This is a genomic window from Pseudomonas sp. SID14000, assembly GCF_002165135.1.
In the GTDB taxonomy this organism is placed as follows: domain Bacteria; phylum Pseudomonadota; class Gammaproteobacteria; order Pseudomonadales; family Pseudomonadaceae; genus Aquipseudomonas.
The window spans coordinates 79,426-99,590 of sequence record NZ_NFZQ01000001.1; the positions used below are offsets into that span (position 1 = coordinate 79,426).

At 56.5% G+C, this 20,165-nt stretch carries 17 protein-coding genes; 5 read left to right on the forward strand and 12 right to left on the reverse strand.

Annotated features, from left to right (window positions below; genetic code table 11):
* The first annotated feature begins 52 nt into the window (after positions 1-52).
* Positions 53-1,894 (forward strand): RNA-directed DNA polymerase, encoded by a 1,842-nt coding sequence (locus CAY82_RS00355; protein WP_087499455.1) that lies wholly within the window; start codon positions 53-55, stop codon positions 1,892-1,894.
* The gene (locus tag CAY82_RS00360; RefSeq protein ID WP_087499456.1) at positions 1,887-3,437 is read left to right on the forward strand and encodes a DNA polymerase; all 1,551 of its coding nucleotides are present in this window, start codon (positions 1,887-1,889) and stop codon (positions 3,435-3,437) included. The genes CAY82_RS00355 and CAY82_RS00360 overlap by 8 nt, the downstream gene beginning before the upstream one ends.
* Here the strand turns inward: CAY82_RS00360 and CAY82_RS26575 are convergent.
* The 6 genes from CAY82_RS26575 to hsdR are packed head-to-tail and all read right to left on the reverse strand — an operon-like array spanning position 3,421 to position 11,115.
* A complete protein-coding gene (locus CAY82_RS26575) occupies positions 3,421-3,585 on the reverse strand; it encodes a hypothetical protein (protein WP_170931003.1) in 165 nt (54 codons plus the stop codon). The two genes, CAY82_RS00360 and CAY82_RS26575, sit on opposite strands and share 17 nt — an antisense overlap.
* A gap of 54 nt (positions 3,586-3,639) precedes the next feature.
* Positions 3,640-4,716 (reverse strand): endonuclease NucS domain-containing protein, encoded by a 1,077-nt coding sequence (locus tag CAY82_RS00365; RefSeq protein WP_087499457.1) that lies wholly within the window; start codon positions 4,714-4,716, stop codon positions 3,640-3,642.
* A 17-nt stretch (positions 4,717-4,733) separates the two neighbouring features.
* Positions 4,734-6,422, reverse strand: coding sequence for a restriction endonuclease subunit S (locus CAY82_RS00370; RefSeq protein WP_087499458.1), 1,689 nt, complete (start codon positions 6,420-6,422; stop codon positions 4,734-4,736).
* Positions 6,419-7,903: a class I SAM-dependent DNA methyltransferase gene (locus CAY82_RS00375; RefSeq protein ID WP_087499459.1), complete on the reverse strand. Its 1,485-nt coding sequence runs from the start codon at positions 7,901-7,903 to the stop codon at positions 6,419-6,421. Before CAY82_RS00375 ends, CAY82_RS00370 begins: the two co-directional genes overlap by 4 nt.
* Positions 7,904-7,905: 2 nt before the next feature.
* Positions 7,906-8,739 (reverse strand): HNH endonuclease, encoded by an 834-nt coding sequence (locus tag CAY82_RS00380; RefSeq protein ID WP_087499460.1) that lies wholly within the window; start codon positions 8,737-8,739, stop codon positions 7,906-7,908.
* 3 nt (positions 8,740-8,742) lie between these two features.
* A complete protein-coding gene (hsdR, locus tag CAY82_RS00385; protein WP_087499461.1) occupies positions 8,743-11,115 on the reverse strand; it encodes an EcoAI/FtnUII family type I restriction enzme subunit R in 2,373 nt (790 codons plus the stop codon).
* Between the two features lie 1,254 nt (positions 11,116-12,369).
* Here hsdR and CAY82_RS00395 point away from each other — a divergent pair.
* The gene (locus tag CAY82_RS00395; protein WP_087499462.1) at positions 12,370-12,648 is read left to right on the forward strand and encodes a DUF2790 domain-containing protein; all 279 of its coding nucleotides are present in this window, start codon (positions 12,370-12,372) and stop codon (positions 12,646-12,648) included.
* A gap of 265 nt (positions 12,649-12,913) precedes the next feature.
* Positions 12,914-13,120 (forward strand): co-regulatory protein PtrA N-terminal domain-containing protein, encoded by a 207-nt coding sequence (locus CAY82_RS00400; RefSeq protein ID WP_063911809.1) that lies wholly within the window; start codon positions 12,914-12,916, stop codon positions 13,118-13,120.
* A 172-nt stretch (positions 13,121-13,292) separates the two neighbouring features.
* On the opposite strand, the gene CAY82_RS00405 is transcribed toward CAY82_RS00400, so the two are convergent.
* The 6 genes from CAY82_RS00405 to CAY82_RS00435 all read right to left on the reverse strand — a co-directional run bounded on the left by CAY82_RS00405 (position 13,293) and on the right by CAY82_RS00435 (position 19,233).
* Positions 13,293-13,853 carry a hypothetical protein gene (locus CAY82_RS00405; protein WP_087499463.1) on the reverse strand — a complete coding sequence of 187 codons (561 nt, stop codon included), beginning with the start codon at positions 13,851-13,853 and terminating at the stop codon, positions 13,293-13,295.
* Positions 13,854-14,205: 352 nt separating this feature from the next.
* On the reverse strand, positions 14,206-15,597 hold the full coding sequence (locus tag CAY82_RS00415; RefSeq protein ID WP_087499465.1) for an amino acid permease: 1,392 nt from the start codon (positions 15,595-15,597) through the stop codon (positions 14,206-14,208).
* 337 nt (positions 15,598-15,934) lie between these two features.
* Positions 15,935-16,945, reverse strand: coding sequence for an NAD(P)-dependent alcohol dehydrogenase (locus CAY82_RS00420; RefSeq protein WP_087499466.1), 1,011 nt, complete (start codon positions 16,943-16,945; stop codon positions 15,935-15,937).
* A 165-nt stretch (positions 16,946-17,110) separates the two neighbouring features.
* Entirely contained in the window at positions 17,111-17,701 is a 591-nt protein-coding gene (locus tag CAY82_RS00425) for an HAD family hydrolase (protein ID WP_087499467.1), read from the reverse strand.
* The gene (tesB, locus tag CAY82_RS00430) at positions 17,698-18,567 is read right to left on the reverse strand and encodes an acyl-CoA thioesterase II (RefSeq protein ID WP_087499468.1); all 870 of its coding nucleotides are present in this window, start codon (positions 18,565-18,567) and stop codon (positions 17,698-17,700) included. Before tesB ends, CAY82_RS00425 begins: the two co-directional genes overlap by 4 nt.
* Positions 18,568-18,663: 96 nt before the next feature.
* Positions 18,664-19,233 carry a GNAT family N-acetyltransferase gene (locus tag CAY82_RS00435; protein WP_087499469.1) on the reverse strand — a complete coding sequence of 190 codons (570 nt, stop codon included), beginning with the start codon at positions 19,231-19,233 and terminating at the stop codon, positions 18,664-18,666.
* Positions 19,234-19,413: 180 nt separating this feature from the next.
* On the opposite strand from CAY82_RS00435, the gene CAY82_RS00440 reads away from it, so the two are divergent.
* The gene (locus CAY82_RS00440; RefSeq protein ID WP_087499470.1) at positions 19,414-20,100 is read left to right on the forward strand and encodes a histidine phosphatase family protein; all 687 of its coding nucleotides are present in this window, start codon (positions 19,414-19,416) and stop codon (positions 20,098-20,100) included.
* Positions 20,101-20,165: the final 65 nt, after the last annotated feature.

Consider the following 20,165-nt stretch of genomic DNA (forward strand, 5'->3'; position numbering starts at 1 on the left):
GTTAAAAATAGCAGATTAACAACAATGAAATTAAGCGCTTAGGGATAAAAATATGCAGCAGGAAATTTTTCCTGAAACGGACGATCACGCCGCCCCTACATCTGACGAGAGCACCATAGCCAACAACATAGACTTGTTAATATCTGCGATACAGGACAGTAAAACACTTTCCAACAACAGAAATGTCCGAGCAAAACTTCGACAACTTTTCGAGGAATGTAAAGAGAAAAACATAATCAAAGACCATGAAAACGACTCGTTAGAGCTGCTAGCATTCGCAATTAAAGCTGATGCCGTCTTACAGCATTTGAACCAAGACATGCGCGATGACTGGTTCGTAGATGTCATCCAGCACAGAGATCTATTCGCGAGCAAAACTGAACTATATGAGACCTTAAAAAACCTACTTTCCGAAGACAACGGCAGATATCTAGGCAGCGAAAGAAAGGCATACGACATTCCCAAAAAGGGATTAGGGATCAGATATTCTCTAGAAACCGATTTTTACGATCGCTTTATATATCAGGCAATTTGCTCATACCTAATGCCATTCTTTGACCCCTTGCTCTCGCACAGAGTTCTAGGTCATCGATACAACAAAAATCGCAACTCAGAAAGGTATATATTTAAAAATCGAATCGAGCTCTGGAAAACCTTTGAGGGAGTAACCAAGACAGCGCTTCACAACAACCAGGCCCTCTTAGTTACGGACCTCCTTAATTATTTTGAAAACATCTCAATCGACTCTGTAAGAACGGCTTTCGATGGACTAATTGAACGAGCGCATGCAACGGGACCTGAAAAATCACTCATACGAAATGCAGTACAAACGCTCTGCGAGTTATTAGCCCGCTGGGGTTACAACAACCGGCATGGTCTTCCTCAAAACAGAGATGCCTCTTCTTTTATTGCCAACATTGTTCTCAACTCTGTTGATCAGGCCATGGTTAAACTGGGGCACGACTATTACAGATACGTCGATGACATTAGAATAATTTGCGCCACACCGCGCTCAGCCAAAAAAGCACTAACCGAGCTAATCAATCAGCTCCGAACGATCGGAATGAACATAAATTCCAGCAAAACAATAATTTTAACAGGCAGCAGTTCAGAAGCAGAGATTTTCGAAAGTTTCCCAACAGCAGACGACCGCACACTCACGATTGATAGCATGTGGAGTTCGAGAAGCAGAAGAGTGATTGCTCGCTCTGCAAAGTATATATATGAGTTATTGAAGGACTGCATTAACCAGAAGCAAACCCAATCAAGACAATTTAGATTTGCCGTCAACAGGCTCATACAGTTGGCCGAAGCAAACCTATTCGACATACATACAGCCATAGCAACTGACCTGAAACAATTGCTCATTGAAACACTTGAAGACCACGCAGCCTCCACAGATCAGTACTGTCGCATCCTCGGTGCGTTAGGCCTCAATGATCAAGAATTAGAACAAATATCAGGACATCTCAGCGACTTTGAAAAGTCTATTCACTCTTGGCAAAACTTCCACCTATGGCTACTCCTAGCAAAACAACGATTCAAGAATGACCGATTGTTAGACCTTGCCTTGGATAGAATTCAAGCTGACATTCTTCAACCCGAAGTACCCGCAATCTTTATCTACCTCCGCTGCGTAGACGAAAGCTCTAAACTTGTGCCAATAATCCCTAATTTCAAATCAACATGGCCTTACTATCATCAGCGAAACTTCCTCCTTGCGACCAGCGATTTTGACAAGGACCTGCTTAAACCACTGATACCTGAGATTTCGACGAAGCTCAAAAGAACCGCTACTCGTGCCAAGCCTTATTTCAACAACGGCATACCTCTCACGGAGAGAGAGCCCAGAAGCCCCCTGGAACTTTACGAAGAAATCAGCCCATATGACTAGAATAAAAAAAGCCCTCATATTTATCCGTGATTATACCGACCAGGGAAATGATCAATTTTTCCTTTGGTGTGAAAATACCCTCATCAATGTTTCTGCAAACCAGCTAGTTCAAGAAGATGCGGAAATCATTTGCCATGACTATTGGCTCATTGCACCCGGAATCTTTAAAGCAACACAAAAACTACCTACAACAGTCACAGACCTTGAGGAGTTAAGAATTTCTTCATCGGGCAGAAGACGAGATCGCGAGACTAGAGAAAAAATAGACATTTCTAAATCATTAGGCGACTTTGTTGATAGCGAGGCAATCCTACGCTACCTAGCCATATTCAATAGAAAAGCACCTCTCGACGAGGCGTTGCTATCAATTATTGGAGAGGGATTACTTAGCTGCTCTGAAAAAATAGAAGCCGATGCAAAGAAGGAAAACGAGTGGGACCGTTTTGTACAAATAGAACGTCCGGTAGCGAACTATCTCATTTGCGCTGCTGCCACCGGCATTGCAATCAACACCGACAAACTAAGAGAACACAAAGAAAAAATAGAATTTGATTACTACATGGCTTTAAAAAAATTCTCATCTGACTACGATGTTCCTCTTGAGCTCCCATCAGACGGGGACATAATTTCCCGACTAGAACCATTAGGCTATGACTTCTCCGGCGTGAATGTCGATTACGTACTTAATTTTGTACCAATGCGCGACAACTATGCAGAGGACCTACTCTACTTACGAAAAATATCAAAATCCAGGAAAGTCCTAGCCGCCATCCCTCTAAGTCAAAAAAGAATTTTTCCTATAGTTGATTGCTTCGGCTCTATAACATCCCGAATATACTTCAAAGACCCATCACTTCAGAATTTAGCAAAGAAACACAGGGACATCCTTACGCCAGATGCAGGCAGAAAATTCTCTTATGTAGATTACGATCAATATGAAGCAGGCATAATGGCAGCACTATCAGGAGACCCTTTACTTACACAACTATATGCTGATGGCGACCTTTATGAAAAAGTGGCTGACTGTATATTCCAAGACAAAAACAAACGAAAGGAAGCCAAGCGCCTTTTCCTATCCTATGCCTACGGGATGAAAAATAAACATTTGATCGATGCTGCCTTTGGGTACGGTGCTGATCGACGCGCCACAAAAGATTTTTTCACCCAATTCAAAACTTTCGAAGAATGGAAAGCGTCAATACACTTACACTTCGAAAGTAATCAACGAGTCGGCACTGCTCTAGGAAACCACCTTCAGCGCATTCGCACGGGCCCCTTGAGCGAAAAGGAAAAGAGGTCGGCTATAAGCCAAATGGTCCAAGGTACGGCTTCACTCATATTCAAAAAAGCGTTACTTCAACTTCGCACAGAGACAAACCTCAGCTTAAAGGTCCCTATGCATGATGCAGCCCTCTTTGAGCACTCCGAAACATATAACACTCAAATTGTGACTGAAATATTCAGCAATACCATGACCGAACATTTTGGAGGAAAGGTCGTGGGCAAGGCTTCCCTTAGCCAGTTCTCTACAAATGATAACTGAATGCATCAGCCACCTTACGAACCTGCTGGACGCCCATCATCAGGGGCAGAATGCGAGGAACATTCAAGATTCCGAAAAGCGGCACGCTGACATGCGGGCTCATAAAACGACCGTTTTCGAGGATCAGGTGTTGCAGCAGATCCAGCATGGTGGTGTATCCAGTGAGACAAAGGTTAAGAAAAATGCCTGGCAGGGCCCCGCGCTACTGGGCGAAGCGCTCCTTGAGCCGCTCCACCGTCCAGCGCCATTTCGGCGTGGTCGGCCGGCAGATGGTGTTCTGGTTGCCGAACAGGCCGACCTCCCGCACGGCCTCATTGAGCCGCAGGCTGTACAGCCACTCGACGGGCACGAAGTATTCGCAGCGCTGCGGGTCATCGACATAGGCGCGGTGGTAGTCGGCTTGCAGCAGCTCCAGCGCCGGGCGCTCGACGCCGCCCTCGCTGAGGCAGAAGTCCTTGGCCGCCGTGGCGTGGCCGGTTACGCGGGCGACGCCGACATAGCCCGCGCCGGGCACGTTGACCCAGAGGCGGTCGCCGGGGCCGACCAGTTTCAGGCTGTTGCTGTACCAACTGCCGCCGCCGCCGCAGACAAAACCGTAACGCCGAGCCTCGGCCCAGTCGCGCGTGCTGCTATGGCCGAACGAGGCGTAGAACTCGCCATTCCAGGGTTCGGCCGGCATGCCGGGCTTGCTGACGCTGCTGGCCTGCGGCGCTTCGCTGGGGTCGAGCAGCCAGGCACGGCTGATCAGTTGCTGCTCACCCAGTCGGAACACCTGAAAACACAGCACGTTGATAGCGATATCGCGCTCGCTCAGGTAGCCGACGATGCGCTCGCTGCTGGCATCCAGCTCCGCGGCAACGATGACAATCTGATGGCTCTGGTTCAGCGCCTCAGCCTCCAACGGCGCGCCGAAGCGCGCCTGAAAGTCCGCCGCCAGGTCGGCGCCGGGTTTGAAACGCTGGTAAATGGCTTCGATCTCGTTGGCCTGCAAACGCTCCACCCACACCGCATAGTCCAGCACCTGCGCCACCACCTCACGCGGGGTGCGCTCGCGCTTGAGCTCGATCAGCACCAGCGAAGCATCTGGCGCCAGCGCCAGCAGGTCGATACGCCCGCCCTGGCCGGTGCTTTCCTGGCGGCCAATCAGCAGCCAGTCCTCGGAGAGCAGCGCCGGGGCGCTGACGATCATGTCTTCGAGGAACTGCTCGCTGGCCAGCACGGCATTTTTCAGCGGCGCGGGCTGTGCGCCGACGGTCCAGATCTGAGTGCGAATGGGCATCCGTGCGCTCCTGTTGCTTATGCCACGGCCTGCTCAACCAGCGCACTGGCCAGATGCTCGTGCACCTGGCGGGCCTGATTAAGGCGAGCTTTGAGTTGGTCGCAGAGGGCCATCAGTTGATCGAGTTTGGAGACTATGCGGTGTTGTTCGGCGAGTGGCGGTAGAGGAAAACTTATCGCTTCAATCTTGGCCGGAGACGTATGCTTTACCTTCATGCCAGTCGAGCTTTCAGCAACGCCTGACCTGAGGAAGGTGCTGTTGAAGTAAAGAGAAACAAAACTAGGGCAAAGAATTTCAAAGTCAAAAATAAGCTTACCTAACCGCTGATTGTGCAAATAAATATTGCCATCACTAGGAATGGCAGCAACACTCCCCAGAAGCCCCGATGCCTGTTCTGTCATAGCTACAATAAGGTCGCCCGGTTCAAGGATGAAATCCTGAGCAACCGGTCCGTCAAAATACTTTGTGCGATCGCCTCGATTCTTGAATCCGCCGAACTCGAAAAAATTACCGGGTGTAGTCAAAATATAGGGAGCTTTTGACTCAGCGAAATATTCACTAGAAAAAGCATAGCCGTGCTTTACAGAAATCAGATCGCCTACGCGACACCATGCCCAAGACTTTGGCGTCGCAAATAGGCTTTCCCCTTCTGCACTTGCTGGAAATGACTTCTTATTTTTAGTTACTCCTCCAGCATTAGTCTCGTTTGAACGCTTCACCAGCAGCTCACTAGCCGGTTCATCGCTAGGATCTTGCGGCACCAATTTTCCCATCACCGCCAGTTGCAGCAAGGTTTGCTTGAGGGCGTCGATGCTGGATTCGGTGGTGAGCAGGGCGTGGAAGTGCTCGGCCAGGCGCTGCCAGCTTTGCGCAAAGTCCTCGGCATCGCAGGCCTGAGTCAGGCTGCCCAGCAGCGCGTGCACAAGTTGGGCATGGGCGCTGTCGGAATCGGTCTGCCGGGCTTCCAGCCGGTCGCACAGGGCCATCAGCTCATCGACTTTGGCGACGATGCGGTGTTGTTCGGCGAGTGGCGGAAGAGGTACTGGAATAGATGCAAGCGACTTGCTTGACATATTTGAGATGCCAACACCTTTTCGATACTCCGCAATTTCACCAGAGTAATTCAGTCGCTCAAAACACCTTTGGGCATAGTGCGGATTGATCCCACAAAAAAACCGAGCGCGATGCACATGGTTTTGGAAACATATTTCTCGCTCTTGATCCCAAACAGCCGCTCTACCTGCCTCACCGCCTTCACAAATCAGCAGGTCACTCATAATGGCCGTACATCGAGCGAGATCTTTCTCTTCGATGAGCATCTGCCGAACGCCAGACAGCTCAAATCTTCCCCAATAAAGATTTGAAGTTGTGATGTAGTCTCTCGGAACGCCTGAGTTTCTACCCTTGTCGAGAGTCTTTCCTGAGTTGTGTTGTGCGATGTCGCCAAAGCTGGCCCAGCGCCAAGACTCAGGCAACTCAAAAGCTCCCGCGCAAACCGAGATTGCACTCGGTTTTTTAACCTTCGTTGAAAGCTTCTCTTTCTCTACGGCAATCCGTTTAAGCAACTCACTGGCCGGCTCATCATTCGCATCTTGCGGCACCAGCTTGCCGCGCACCGCCAGCTCCAGAATCAGCTCACGCAGCTTTTTGATGCCATTGGGCGCCCCTGCCAGCAGCGGCAGGTTGTAGGTCAGCACTGCACTCATGCGTCACGCTCCGCCACTTGCGCGGCAAAGGCCTCGGCCAGCACGGCCTTGAGCTGGTCGCGCAGTTCGCCAATCTCGCCTTGCAACGCGGCGTAGTCACGCAGCAGTTCGTCCGGGTCGTGGCTGATCTGCTCGCCCACATGCGGGTTCTTACAATCGAGGTTCCAATTGCGGTTTTGCAGCTCGTCGAAGCTGACCTTCCAGGCGAACTCGTTCTCCTGCCGCGCGGCAAAGCCATCGGCCTCGCTGCCCCACCAGGCCTCCTCGACGGCGAATTCCTCGACGCGCATGGGCTTGGTCTTAGAGTAGCTTTTGTAACCGGCCGGGTACTGGTGCTCGTAGAACCATACATCCTTGGTGGGCGTGCCCTTGGTGAAGAACAGCAGGTTAGTCTTGATGCCGGTGTAGGGGTTGAACACACCGTTGGGTAGGCGAACGATGGTGTGCAGGTTGCACTCGGTTAGCAGCTTTTCCTTGATGCGACTCTTGATGCCTTCACCAAAGAGGAAGCCGTCGGGCAGCACCACGGCGGCGCGGCCGCCGTCCTTGAGCAGGTGCATGATCAGCACCAGGAACAGGTCGGCGGTTTCGCGGGTGCGGAAGGCGCTGGGGAAGTTGGTTTCGATGCCATCTTCTTCCATGCCACCGAACGGCGGGTTGGCGACTATGCAATCGACCCGCTCAGCTGGCCCCCAGCTGATAAGCGGGCGCCCCAGGGTGTTGTCGTGCTTGATCTGGTTGGGCACTTCGATGCCGTGCAGGATCATGTTGGTGGTGGCCAGCAGGTGCGGCAGCGGCTTTTTCTCCACGCCGAAGATGCTCGCCTGCAGGGCGCGCTCGTCCTCGGCGGTTTGCACATAGCGCTTGCGCTTGTGCTCGATGCTGCAGGTGAGGAAGCCGCCAGTGCCGCAGGCCGGGTCCATGACCTTTTCGTCCAGCTTGGGGTCGACCATGCGCACCATGAATTCGGTGACCGGGCGCGGGGTGTAGAACTCACCGGCATTGCCGGCGTTCTGCAGGTCGCGCAGCAGTTGCTCGTACATGTCGCCAAAGGCGTGGCGCTCCTGCGCCTTGTTAAAGTCCACCCCTTCCTGAATCTTGTTGATCACCTGGCGGATCAACTGGCCGGACTTCATGTAGTTGTAGGCATCCTCGAACACGCCACGCACCACATAGGTGGCCGGCGTGGTGCTGTATTCGTGGAGGTTCTGCAACTGCGGGAACAGGTTGTTGTCGATGAAGTCCTTCAGAGCATCACCGGTGATGCCCTCCGGGTTGGCCGCCCAAGTGCGCCAGCGGCAGCTCTCCGGAATCGGCGAACGGTAGTTGTCATCGAGCAGCTCCCACTCCTGCTCGCGGTCGTCGAAGATTTTCAGGAACAAGATCCACACAAGCTGGCCAATACGCTGCGCATCGCCGTCGACGCCGACGTCCTTGCGCATGATGTCCTGGATGGATTTGATGGTGCTGCTGATGGACATGCTTACTTCCTGAAAAGGTGCTCACGGTGCCAGGCCAAATAGCCGCGATGCTGCGGCTCGATCTGGCGCAGGCGCAGAGAGGGGGTAATGTTGAGCGCACGAGTGCTGTCGGGGTCGAGATCCTCACCGAGGAGAATCTGCCCGTGATCGTCAAAACTGATCAGGCCAAGGTCGAAGGCCAGATCGAGATTGGGGGTGAGCAACAAGCCGTTGAACGGATCAAGCCGCTCGGCCGGGCTGGCAGCACGCCAGGGTTTGATATACGAAGCCCGCAACAGTTCCGGTACGCAGCAGTTGGTAACCGCACAACCGCCCCAGTAGGCCAGCAGGTCGTCGCGGTAACCGCTCTGGCCGATGCGCGCCTTGATCAGGGCGTCGCGTTCGGTGTCGGTGAGGTTGGGTTCGTTTAGAAGTTCCTCTGTTGAGACCGAAGATTTAGCAGCCCCGGACTGGAGGGCAGAAACAGAGGAATTATAACCGAGTAGATCAAGCAGTTGATGAAGATCGGCCTCTGTAGCGATATCCAATGCACTTGCCAATTTACTGTCAGAGCCAGCTATAGCGGGATAACCCGTCATGTTGGTGTTTCGATACTGGGTATTTGGCAACGAAGGGGAAAGAACCTTGATGGCGTCCCACTCACCTGCGGTGGCATGTTCTGGATGAATGAGGAACGGCTGCTTGGCAACAGGAGCACCCGTTTTGCTCATCTTGACGAATACACGACCGTTAAAATCAGCATGCTCATACCCGTTAGCATGTTGATTTTTGACGGTCAGAACAAAGCCCTTGCGGATGAGCGCAGCTGCGATTTCAAATGAATTAAGTTTGGGCATCGGTTATCCGTAGAGCTGTCGCTCAAGCTCCTGAATGGCCTGCTGATAGCCCGGTTTGCCGCCAAAGGCCTTGACCAGCTCAATCGGCGCACCGATCTGGCTGAATGGCGCCAGCTGAAGAATCTTGATGTCTTCGATGTGCTCGACGCCGGTGTCGGCGTACTTGTCGAGCAGGGCTTCCAGTACCTGGCGGGCAGCGCCGGAGTATTTGGCGAAGTAGTTGCGCTTTTTCACCTGCTCTGCGCGCTCCTTGCGGGTGAGCGGCAGCTGGTCGAAGGCGATATGGCAGATCAGGTCGAACGGATCGAGCGGCTGGCCGCGCTTGGCTGAGACTTCGTCGTCCAGAGCTTCCCACATCACACCTTGAGCGGCTAGCTCATCGATGATGACCTTTTTCTGTTCGGCATCGCTCCAGCGGCGCAGGAAGTCATCCAGCGAGGAAAACTGTTTCTTAACGCAGGTGCGGGTGTAGTCGCGTAGCGACTCGGTGATCAGCTTGCCGTCCGGGCCGTAGTACTGCACGCGCTCGGCAATGACGTGCACGGCGACGTTGTTGATCACGTATTTGACGCGTTTCTTGTCGCCATCGTCGTCAGCGCCGACGGTGGTTTCGTCACCTTCGGTTGCCCCAGCGCCACCGTCGATCACCTCACCCTCTTCGCCCTCGGTTTCCTCCGGCGGCACCGGTGAGCAATCGCCCTCGGGGTTGTAGATCACCACCGGCTCACCGTCGAAGGCAGGGTCGGCAAACAGTTCGGTGGCTTTCTTGAAGTCCATGATGGTGAACCAGTACTTGCCGTAATCCTCGTTGATACGGGTGCCACGACCAATGATCTGCTTGAACTCGGTCATGGATTTGATGTGCTGGTCGAGCACCACCAGTTTGCAGGTCTGGGCATCAACGCCGGTGGTCATGAGTTTGCTGGTGGTGGCGATTACCGGGTAGCGCGACTCGGGGTTGATGAAGTTGTCCAGCTCGGCCTTGCCTTCCTTGTCGTCGCCGGTAATGCGCATCACGTATTTGCGGTTTTCCTCAACGCGCTTGGGGTTGAGGTTTACCAGGGCCTGACGCATGCGCTCGGCGTGGTCAATGTCGTCGCAAAAGATGATGGTTTTCTGGAAGGGGTCGGTGGCGGTCAGGTATTCGGTGACCTTGCGGGCGACCAACTGGGTGCGAGCTTCGATCACCAGGTCGCGGTCCATGTCCTTGAGGTCATAGACGCGGTCTTCGATCAGCTCACCGTTCTTGTCGCGCGTGCCCTTGGGCGGGCGCCAGCCTTGCAGGTCTCTGTCGAAGTCGATGCGCACCACTTTGTAAGGGGCGAGGAAGCCATCCTCAATGCCTTGCTTGAGGGTGTAGCTGTACACCGGCTCACCGAAGTAGGTGATGCTGGAAACCTCTTTGGTCTCCTTCGGCGTAGCGGTCAGGCCGATGTGGGTGGCACCGGAGAAGTAGTCGAGAATCTCGCGCCAGGCCGAGTCTTCGGAGGCGCTGCCTCGGTGGCATTCGTCGATCACCACGAGGTCGAAGAAGTCGGGGGAAAACTGCTTGTAGACATTCTTCTCTTCTTCGTTGCCGGTCACGGCCTGATACAGCGACAGGTAGATTTCGTAGGACTTTTCGATCTGCCGTTTGGCAATCTTGGTCATCGCCTGGCCGAAGGGCTTGAAGTCGTTGTTCTTGGTCTGGTCGACGAGGATGTTGCGGTCGGCGAGGAAGAGGATGCGTTTCTTCTGCCCGGACTTCCACAAGCGCCAGATGATCTGGAACGCCGTGTAGGTCTTGCCGGTGCCGGTGGCCATGACCAGCAGGATGCGATCCTGCCCGCGCGCCACGGCCTCGACGGTGCGGTTGATGGCGTTCATCTGGTAGTAGCGTGGCATGCGCCCGGAGCCGTCGTCGTAATACGGGGCTTCGGCTTTCTGCTGGCTTTCGCCACTCAGGCCCTTCCACTGGCAGTAGCGCTGCCAGAGCTCATCGGGGGTGGGGAACTGCTCCAGGCTAAGCTCGGTTTCCTTTTGCGCTCCGGTGCCACTGCGATCATGGAAGAGGAAGCCGTCGCCGTTGCTGGAGAATACGAACGGCACATCCAGCGCCTCGGCATAACCGAGCGCCTGCTGCATACCGGCGCCGAGAGCGTGCTTGTTGTCCTTGGCCTCGATAACCGCCAGCGGCAGGTTGGCCTGGTGATACAGGATGTAGTCTGCGCGGCGCGATTCGCCCCGGCTGTGCAGCTTGCCACGGACGATGATGCGGCCCTTGGTAAAGCTGACTTCCTCACGGACCTGCTTGTGCAAATCCCAGCCCGCTGCGGTGATGGCCGGCGTGATGTATTTGCTGCAGATGTCGCGCTCAGTCAGTGAATTCTTGTCCATGTATCCGTCCCGTTGAACTGCCTTGAGCTCGCATATCTGGTTAGCGAGGAGATTATTGGGACGGCGTAAAAGTCCACGCTAGAACCCTAGATTACGTCCCTGATGGCTCTTTGACCTAACTGTGTGCGAACGACGTCACAATATCTATCCAGCCAGCATGGGTAAAGCTCGCGTCCCATCAAAACGCGTTTTTTGCACAGAGGTAACACCAGTATTCCACTCCAGCTACTCGCGCGGCGTTGTGACGCCAGCGCATGGCGAAATGCACATCCCCATGCGATTGGATCACGCGGCTGGATCATCCCAATCCCCCGTCTGTCCTGAAGCTGCCGGAGGCTGCCCACGGTGAGAAAGTAAAGGCAGTTGCGCTCACAGAACAGTGGATGCGAGTAATCCAATAGCCCATCGATGCCGCCGTCCCGAATCATGCGATGCTGAGTCCGAGGTCGATCTGAGCAAATTGCGATCCTGAAGTCTAAACGCGAGCTCTCGTGCGCCCCTCAATGCTCCGGAATCCCGAATTCAAATTCCGTGACGCGGTATTCCAAAAGGTATTCCATAGAAAAAACAAACCGAATTTTTATTTTGTTTTTAAATAAGATAAAAATTCATTTCAGATTCCCCCGGCCCACCAAATTCCAAAGAAGAAGACGCCCTCGGGCGTCTTTTTTGTGCCTGGGTTTTGAGATTTGCGAGCCCCAAGAATCAGATTTCACCCCTTCCGTGCACGCCGTCGAATCAGCGCTGGCGCAATCACATGAGCCAGCGGCCCCGCAACCACTGTACTGATTCACTTCATGCCAAGTGCTGTATCTGTGGGAGCGGGTCTACCCGCGAAGAATCCAACGCGGCGCATGGCACCGGCTGCGCCGGTGTTCGCGGGTAAACCCGCTCCCACAGGCTGACCAATCAACGAGCTATTTGCTGTGTCATAAAAGCCCGGCTTGCCGGAGACAAGGCCAGCACAAGCACCTGCAACACGCGCAAACCTCTGCACCCTGGGCAAACGGCATGATGCGCTGAATACACCATTACCTTTCCGTGCTGGGCCCACCCCAGAAACGGACTTCGCCCAACAGATACGGGGGTCAAAGGACGAATGGTCGAAATGTGTCAGGCACGGGGAATTGCAGGGAGTTTTTTGCCACTACAGGAGTTTCAGCCAGGCGCGTTCGTCGTGGTGAAGTGAACTTCACTTTTTCGGCGTGTCAGATTAGGTCCTTGTCAAGCGAACTTCAGTAGAGGTACAGCCTTATGAGCATGGCCACAATTGTAAGTGCCGTGATTTCCAGTCTCGCACCAAGTGTCTTTGACCATAACAGCCTGCAAGAACCCGGCGCGCATGTCTCTGCCGTCGAATACCACTACGGTATGAACATCGATGTGAAACGGGTATTGCAGCGCACCGATACATCCGACAAGACCGGCGTGGTACCGGTGACCGTAGTGTATGAAGACAACAACGGCGAAATTCATAAAATCCGTTTCCTCGAATGGGGTGGAAGCCCCGCCGCCCCTACTGGTGTTGCCTGATCCACACAACGCTAAAGCCCCGCAGAAGCGTAATTCAAACCTCACCGCACTCAGTGCAGCTGATGTTCTTATTACCTGAAAATGGACATGACCGAATGATTAAAAGTTTATTCGCAACAACCACTATTATCTTGAAATTGTAATTCTGCAAATTAATAGATAGTAATCACTGAAATCCAGTTACAACCAACAACAGCACGCTCTAGTCAAAGCGTGCCGGGTGTAATGCTGAGCAGGTCACAAAGTTTTACTTGAGGATACCCAAATGAAAACCATGAAAGTTCTCTTCGTTGCCGCCGCCCTGACCGCTTCTTCTTTGGCGATGGCTTCCGGCGGTGGCGATCGGACCTTCGCGCGCATGGAGTCAGCCCGGAAAGCCTCGATGCAGGCGTTCCAGCTTGCACAGAAACAAAAGGCAGAAGCCGCTGTAGCTGAAAGCAAAGCCAAACCAGCCAATGACGCCAAAGGCTGATCGGTGTAGCGCGTCCTCCAGCCTGGCCAGATAGCAGGCGTTTTCATTGTTCAGCGCTTGAAGTGTTCAGTTAATGAAGGCGCGCATACTGCTGGGGTATCGCGCCCATTAGAGGGGAAACTCCCCCCGAACTCGGGGACATGCCATCTACGCTCGAGTTGTTCCAGCCCCACTATGAAGCCGTAGTCTCTATCGTGCCTGCCGTGCTGGCGACCACAAGCGCGACGATACAAGCCAGCAAAGCGAATGCCGTGAACACCGCCATCACATGCATGCATGGCATGACATGATTCCAGGCTCTAGCTACCCCCAGGAAAGCGGCGAACAGCCAACCACTCATAGAGAACGCGCCCAAGAGTGCAAGGCGTCCGCGGTCGGAACCCGGTAACAAGACGAAAGGGGCTTTTTGCAACAACGGGAAGCCGACGCGATGTAACAGACCACCGTTCAGCGTCAGCAGCGCGACAACCGCAACCTTGGCCCAGAGCTTCTGGTTGAGCAAGTACGCTGTGCCCTCCAGGAGATAACCCTGAAGTATCAACAGCAGACCACTGACCCAAAGGGCCAGTAACGCGAGGGTGGCGATTTTACGGGTTTCTTCCAGGTACTCATGCTTTGCCTGATCCAGCGCTTCCTTGCGCCAACTCCAGAGCTTGTGATCGGCAAGCAATACCCTGCCCAAGGCAATGCAGGTGGCGAGCAGGTGAACATACACGAGGAGCATTTTCAGCATTATTTTTTGACCTTGTTTTTATATAGACGATGCGCTCCCTGCGTCATGAAATTTAATCTTAATGATACCTATTACCTCTTGCAACGTAATGTTTCAATTCATCGCATCAGTATCGGGACAGGTGGTTTTCCTTGGTCGCTACACAAACGCGTGGCCTTCATCGTGCTCAGCTCCCCGGATAAACCAGCTCGATCTGCTCGTCGACTGCCAGGCCAGCTCGTGGCTTATCCTGATTCACCGGTGCTTCGAGAAAGCGCCAGCGACAATCAGATACATCAAGATGATGAAAGGCTGAAAAAACAAAGGGCACCCATCCACTGGTGCCCTTTGCCTTACCGCCAGGTGAACTCAATCACCCCATCGAACGCACCGCCACAGGTTGCGCATGGCCACGCGTGGTCACGATCCCCAGGAAAGAAATCACGATCGCCAGGCCCAATGTCGAGCTCACTTCCGCCCGGTGTTCAGGCGTGTACATCATTACCGCCAGTGCCCCGGCAATGAACAGGATCACCGCCCAGGTCAGGTACGGGAACAGCCACATGCGGAACTTCAGCTCGGTGTTCTCCCGCTCCAGGCGACGGCGCATGCGCAGTTGCGAAATGGCGATGACCATGTATACCAGCAAGGCAATGGCACCGGAGCTGGCCAGCAGGAACTCGAACACGCCCTTCGGCGCGAAGTAATTGAGGATGGCAATGGCCGCGCCGATCAGCGTGCTGCCGAACACCGCGGCACGCGGTACACCGACCTTGGAGGTCTTGTTGAGCATGGCCGGCGCGTCACCGCGCTTGGCCAGCGAGTACATCATCCGCGAGGCGATGTAGATCGACGAGTTCATGCAGCTGGTCACTGCCACCAGTACCACCAGGTCGACCATGAAGGCCGCGTTGGGGATGTTCATGATCTCCAGCGCACGCTGGTAGGACCCCACCACCGCCAACTGCGGGTCGTTCCACGGCACCACCGAAATGATCACGAAGATCGACAGGATGTAGAAGGTACTGATACGCCAGATCACCGAGCGAGTGGCCTTGGCGATGTTGCGCGACGGGTCGCTGGATTCGGAAGCGGCGATAGTCACCGCTTCGGTGCCGATGAAACTGAACATCACGGTGATGAACGCACCGACAACAGCCGACCAGCCCTTCGGTGCAAAGCCGCCGTGCTCGGCCATCAAGCTGCCCAGGCCGCTGACCTCGCGGTTGGGCAACCAGCCCATCAGCGCGGCGAAACCCAGGCCAATGAAACCGAGAATGGCCGTGACCTTGAGGATGGCGAACCAGAACTCGAACTCACCGTACTTGGCCACGCTGAACAGGTTGGTACCGGCCAGCAGCAGCACCGAAGCCAGGGCGAATATCCAGCTGTCTACCTGCGGGAACCATGCGTTCAGCACATGCCCGGCGGCCAACGCCTCGATCGGGATCACCAGTACCCAGAACCACCAGTACAGCCAGCCGATGGTGTAGCCAGCCCAGCGGCCGATGGCCTGCTCGGCGTAGGTGGAAAACGATCCGGTGTCCGGGTGTGCCACGGCCATTTCGCCGAGCATGCGCATGACCAGTACCACCAGGGCCCCGGCCACGAAATAGGAAATTATTGTAGCTGGCCCGGCTGCCGCGATGGCGTGGCCAGAGCCGACGAAAAGTCCGGCGCCGATGATGCCGGCGATGGACAGCATCGTTACATGACGTGGCTTGAAACCTTGGGCAAGGTTGCCATCAGATCCCACGGTGTTCATTGATGTTGTTCTCTTTTTGCTGACACAAGGATGGGCGGGCAGGCGTAGGCGAAAATATCTCCTTTGAAATCAAAAAGTCGACACGTTACTCGTGCTCTGTTGTTGATATTTGGCACGCGTCACAGAGCAACGTGTCAGTGCAAGTCGGGCTTCATTTAAGCCTTGCAGGGCTGTGGGTAATTACACGAGAACGCCCCGAAACTGTTTGATCACGACAGGGCATTTCCATTGCCGCCAGCTGTCACCGACGGCATGCCCGATCGCGTCACCGGGCCGTCTGGAGCTTTTGTTTTTCATTCGGGTGTATTGTGCCTGGGCTGCAAAGCAGCCCAGGCCGTTACCAGGTCAGGCAGATCTTGCCGAAGTGCCGGTTGCTCTCCTGATAACGGAACGCCTCGACGATCTGCTCCAGCTCGAAATGCTTGTCCACCACCGGCCGCAGGCCGTTGGCATCGATAGCCCGCACCATCGCCTGCTGCTGGGCGCGGCTGCCCACCAGCACACCTTGCAGGCGAATCTGCCGCACCAGCGCCTGCACCAGCGGCAACTGCCCGGCCACGCCGGTGAGGATGCCGATCAACGACACATGTCCACCAATGCGCGTGGCAATCATCGATTGCTCCAACGTCGCCGGGCCGCCCACTTCGATCACATGGTCGACGCCGCGGTTGCCGGTCAGCTCGCGCACTTTCTCACCCCAGGCCGGGGTGCTCCTGTAGTTGATCAGGTGGTCGGCCCCCAGGGCCTTCAGGCGCTCCAGCTTGGCGTCGCTGGACGAGGTGGCGATCACTGTCGCGCCGGCCAGCTTGGCAAACTGCAGGGCGAAGATCGACACACCGCCGGTGCCCTGCACCAGCACCGTATCGCCGGGCTTGAGATGATCGTCGCTCATCAGTGCGCGCCAGGCAGTGAGGCCGGCTGTGGTCAGAGTGGCAGCTTCAGCGTGGCTGAAGCCTTTGGGCGCCAGGGTGAATGCGGTGGAGTGAGCGGTGACCTGTTCACGGGCGTAACCATCGATACCGTCGCCGGGCACCCTGGCAAAACCTTCGACATTGGCCTGACCGTCGAGCCAGTCGGGGAAGAAGGTACTGACCACGTTGTCGCCAACCTGGAATTCGGTGACGCCACTCCCCACCGCGACCACTTCGCCAGCGCCATCGGCCATGGGGATGCGCCGCTCGCTCGGGCCCCACATGCCGCTGACCACGGCGAAATCGTGATAATTGAGGGAGCTGGCGTGCAGGCGCACGGTGATCTCGCCGGCCTGGGGTGCAGGAGCCTCGCTGCTACCGACCTCGACCTTGTCGTAGCCGCCGCCGGGTTTTACGTAAATGGCCTTGCTGGTCATGGGTAGGGTCTCCGTTCAGGGAATAGATTGGGGTTCAGCATAGACAGGTCCGGCCTCTTCGCGGGTGAACCCGCTCCCACAGGTTGAGTGCTGCACTTGAGCTCGGCGCGGTCCCTGTGGGAGCGGGTTTACCCGCGAAGAGGCCCGCACAGGCGACACAAAACCTCAGCCCAGCATCACCTTCAGTGCCCGGCAATCGGCCGCATGCCAGTCCACCAGTTCCGGCCACGGATTGTCCGGCAGGTTCACCAGCACCGTGCGCGCCCCCGCGGCCCGCCCGCAGTCCAGGTCAAACCGGTAATCCCCCACCATCACCAGTTCACCCGGCGCCACACCCCAGGCATTGGCAATCTTCAGCAGCCCATCCGGGCTAGGCTTGGGCGCCGCTTCGTCACGCCCGAGAATATGCTCCACCGGGAAACAGTCCGCCAGGCCGATGGCCTCCAGCGTCACATGCGCCAACTCGCGGGCATTACGGGTCAGAATGCCCAGCCGACAACCACGCTCGGCCAGTTCGCGCACCAGTTCCACCGCCCCGGTGGCCGCCGTGGAGGCAATTGCCAGGTCGCGCTCGTGCTCCAGCAGCCAGGCATGCTTGGCCGCCGCTTCGTCCGCCGGCAGGGCCGCCAGGTGGGTGAGGATGTCGTGCTCGGCCGGGATATCCAGCGCCACGCGGATGGCGGCAAAATCGTGCACAGCTATGGTCAGGGTGCCGTCCATGTCGAACACCCAGTTGCGTACCTCGCCCAGGCTCATGCCCAGTCCTTGCGGTGGCGAATCAGGCCTTCCTGGCACGACGACGCCACCAGTTGCCCGGCCTGGTTGAAAATGTTGCCGCGGCAGAAGCCACGGGCATTACCCGCCCAGGGGCTGTCGGTGGCGTACAGCAGCCACTCGTCGGCGCGCAGGTTACCGTGGAACCACAGCGAATGGTCGAGGCTGGCGATCTGCATGTCACGCTGCCACACCGATTTGCCATGGGGCAGCAACGAAGTGGTCAGCAAGCCGAAGTCCGAGGCGTAGGCCAGCACGTATTTGTGCAGGGCGGGGATATCGGGCAGGTTGCCGTCGGCGCGGAACCAGGCGTACTTCACCGGGTCGCCAGGCTTGGGGTTGAACGGGTCGCGCTCGGTGACCGGGCGGATCTCGATCGGCTTGGCGCACAGCACCTTGTCGCGAATACGCTCGGGCAACTGGTCGGCCATGGCACGGGCCAGCTCGACTTCACTGGGCAGGTTCTCCGGGCCGACCACCTCAGGCATCTGTGCCTGGTGCTCGAAGCCTTCCTCGTCGTACTGGAACGAGGCGCTGCAGGTGAAGATGGGCTGGCCCTTCTGAATCGCCGTCACCCGCCGGGTGCTGAAGCTGCCGCCATCGCGCACGCGGTCCACCGAATACACCACCGGCAGGCTGGCATCGCCAGGGCGCAGGAAGTAACCGTGCAACGAGTGCACATGACGTGCGTCCTCGACCGTCTGGCTGGCCGCCGACAACGATTGGCCCAGGACTTGCCCGCCATACAGTTGGCGGAAGCCCAGGTCCTGGCTGCGTCCACGGAACAGGTTCTCCTCGATGGACTCGAGGCTCAACAGGTCGACCAGGTCGTCCAACACATGACTCATCGGGGGTTCTCCTAGCAAGGCAACACGTCTCTTACAGCACACCTATGAAGGCAAATAATACAGGGTTTGTCATTCGCGCCGGGCATGGCCATGCATTCAGGCGCGCAGGGTACGCTCCCAGTGTGCACGGTCGATGCGGTACAGCACATGCGGGCGCAGCGGGTGGCCCACGGGCAGGCGGGGGTGTTCGAAACTGCCATTCAGGTCCTGCTGCATACCGATGGCCTGCATGACCTTCTGCGAGGGCAAGTTGCTCTCGCTAGTGAACGACACCACCTCTTCCAGGCGCAATTGGGCGAAAGCACAACGCAGGCAAGTCCATGCTGCCTCACTGGCAAAACCCAGGCCCCAGTGGCGGCGCGCCAGGCGCCAGCCGATCTCCACCGCTGGCGCGAAGTCGGCATCGAACCCCACGTGCATCAACCCGGTCATGCCGATGAAGGCACCGCTGTCCTTGCGCTCCAGGGCCCACAGGCCAAAGCCGTATTCATTGAAATGCCCGCGCACGCGGCCGATCAGGGCAGCCGCCTCCAGGCGTGTCAGCGGCGCCGGGAAGTAGCGCATCACCTGCGGGTCGGCGCACATCGCAGCAAACTCGCGCAGGTCTTCGTCGTGCCATTGGCGCAACACCAGGCGTGCGCTTTCCAGTTGCAAGATTGGGGTCATGGGACATGCTCCGGTTTTACTGTCTTGCAGTTTACAGCGTAGGCGCGGGCGCTGGTTTCACCCAGCCGGTGCGCCCGAATGCAATTTTCACACGCCCTTCACCGCCCCCCGACAGGCCGCTTGGCAGGATGCCTGCCATCCACCGCCGCGCCAGCCGCGACCATGCCAACGGAGCAACGCATGCTATCGAGCAACACCCTTGGGCACCCTGCCATCCATGCCAGGCGCAAGCGACGCCTGTCCCGCAAAGCCCTCGGTGCCGCCCTTGGCCTGTGCATGGTCGTGGCGGCGTTGAGCACCTGGCTGGCGACGAGGACGCACATCGTGGACCTTGGCAACGAACAACGGTTGAGTGACAGCGGTCTGCTGCAGGACTGGGCCGACGGTGCGGTGATCGTGATGATCCGCCATGCCGAGCGCTGCGACAGCGCCCCCGGCCCGTGCCTGGACGACCCCACCGGCATCACCGTGGGCGGCAGCCAGGCCGCCGGGCGCGTTGGCCAGGGATTGCACCGGTTGGGCCTGAACAACGCCGATATGCTCAGCAGCCCGAAACTGCGCACACGGCAAACCGCGCATTTCATCCTTGGCCAGGCGGTGGCCAGTGAGGACTGGCTGGAAAGCTGTGACAGCCAGTTCGCCAGCGAAGCGCTGGCACACAAACGGCCGGGGCATAACCTGGTGCTGGTGACCCACAACGGTTGCATCGACCATTTCGCCCGCCAGCAGCACGTTGTGGGTGGCGAGCGTGAAAGTGGCTATGCCAGTGCGCTGTTCGTTTCGGTGGATGGCAATGGCAAGGCGCGCATCCTCGGGCGCCTGAACGAACCCGACTGGCAACGGGTTCTGGCAAGCGCCGCGAAGTGACATGGACAACCGTCCAGGCTGCCGCGATGCCCTGTAGCAACCGGCCATGTGCGGGGCTTGCCCGC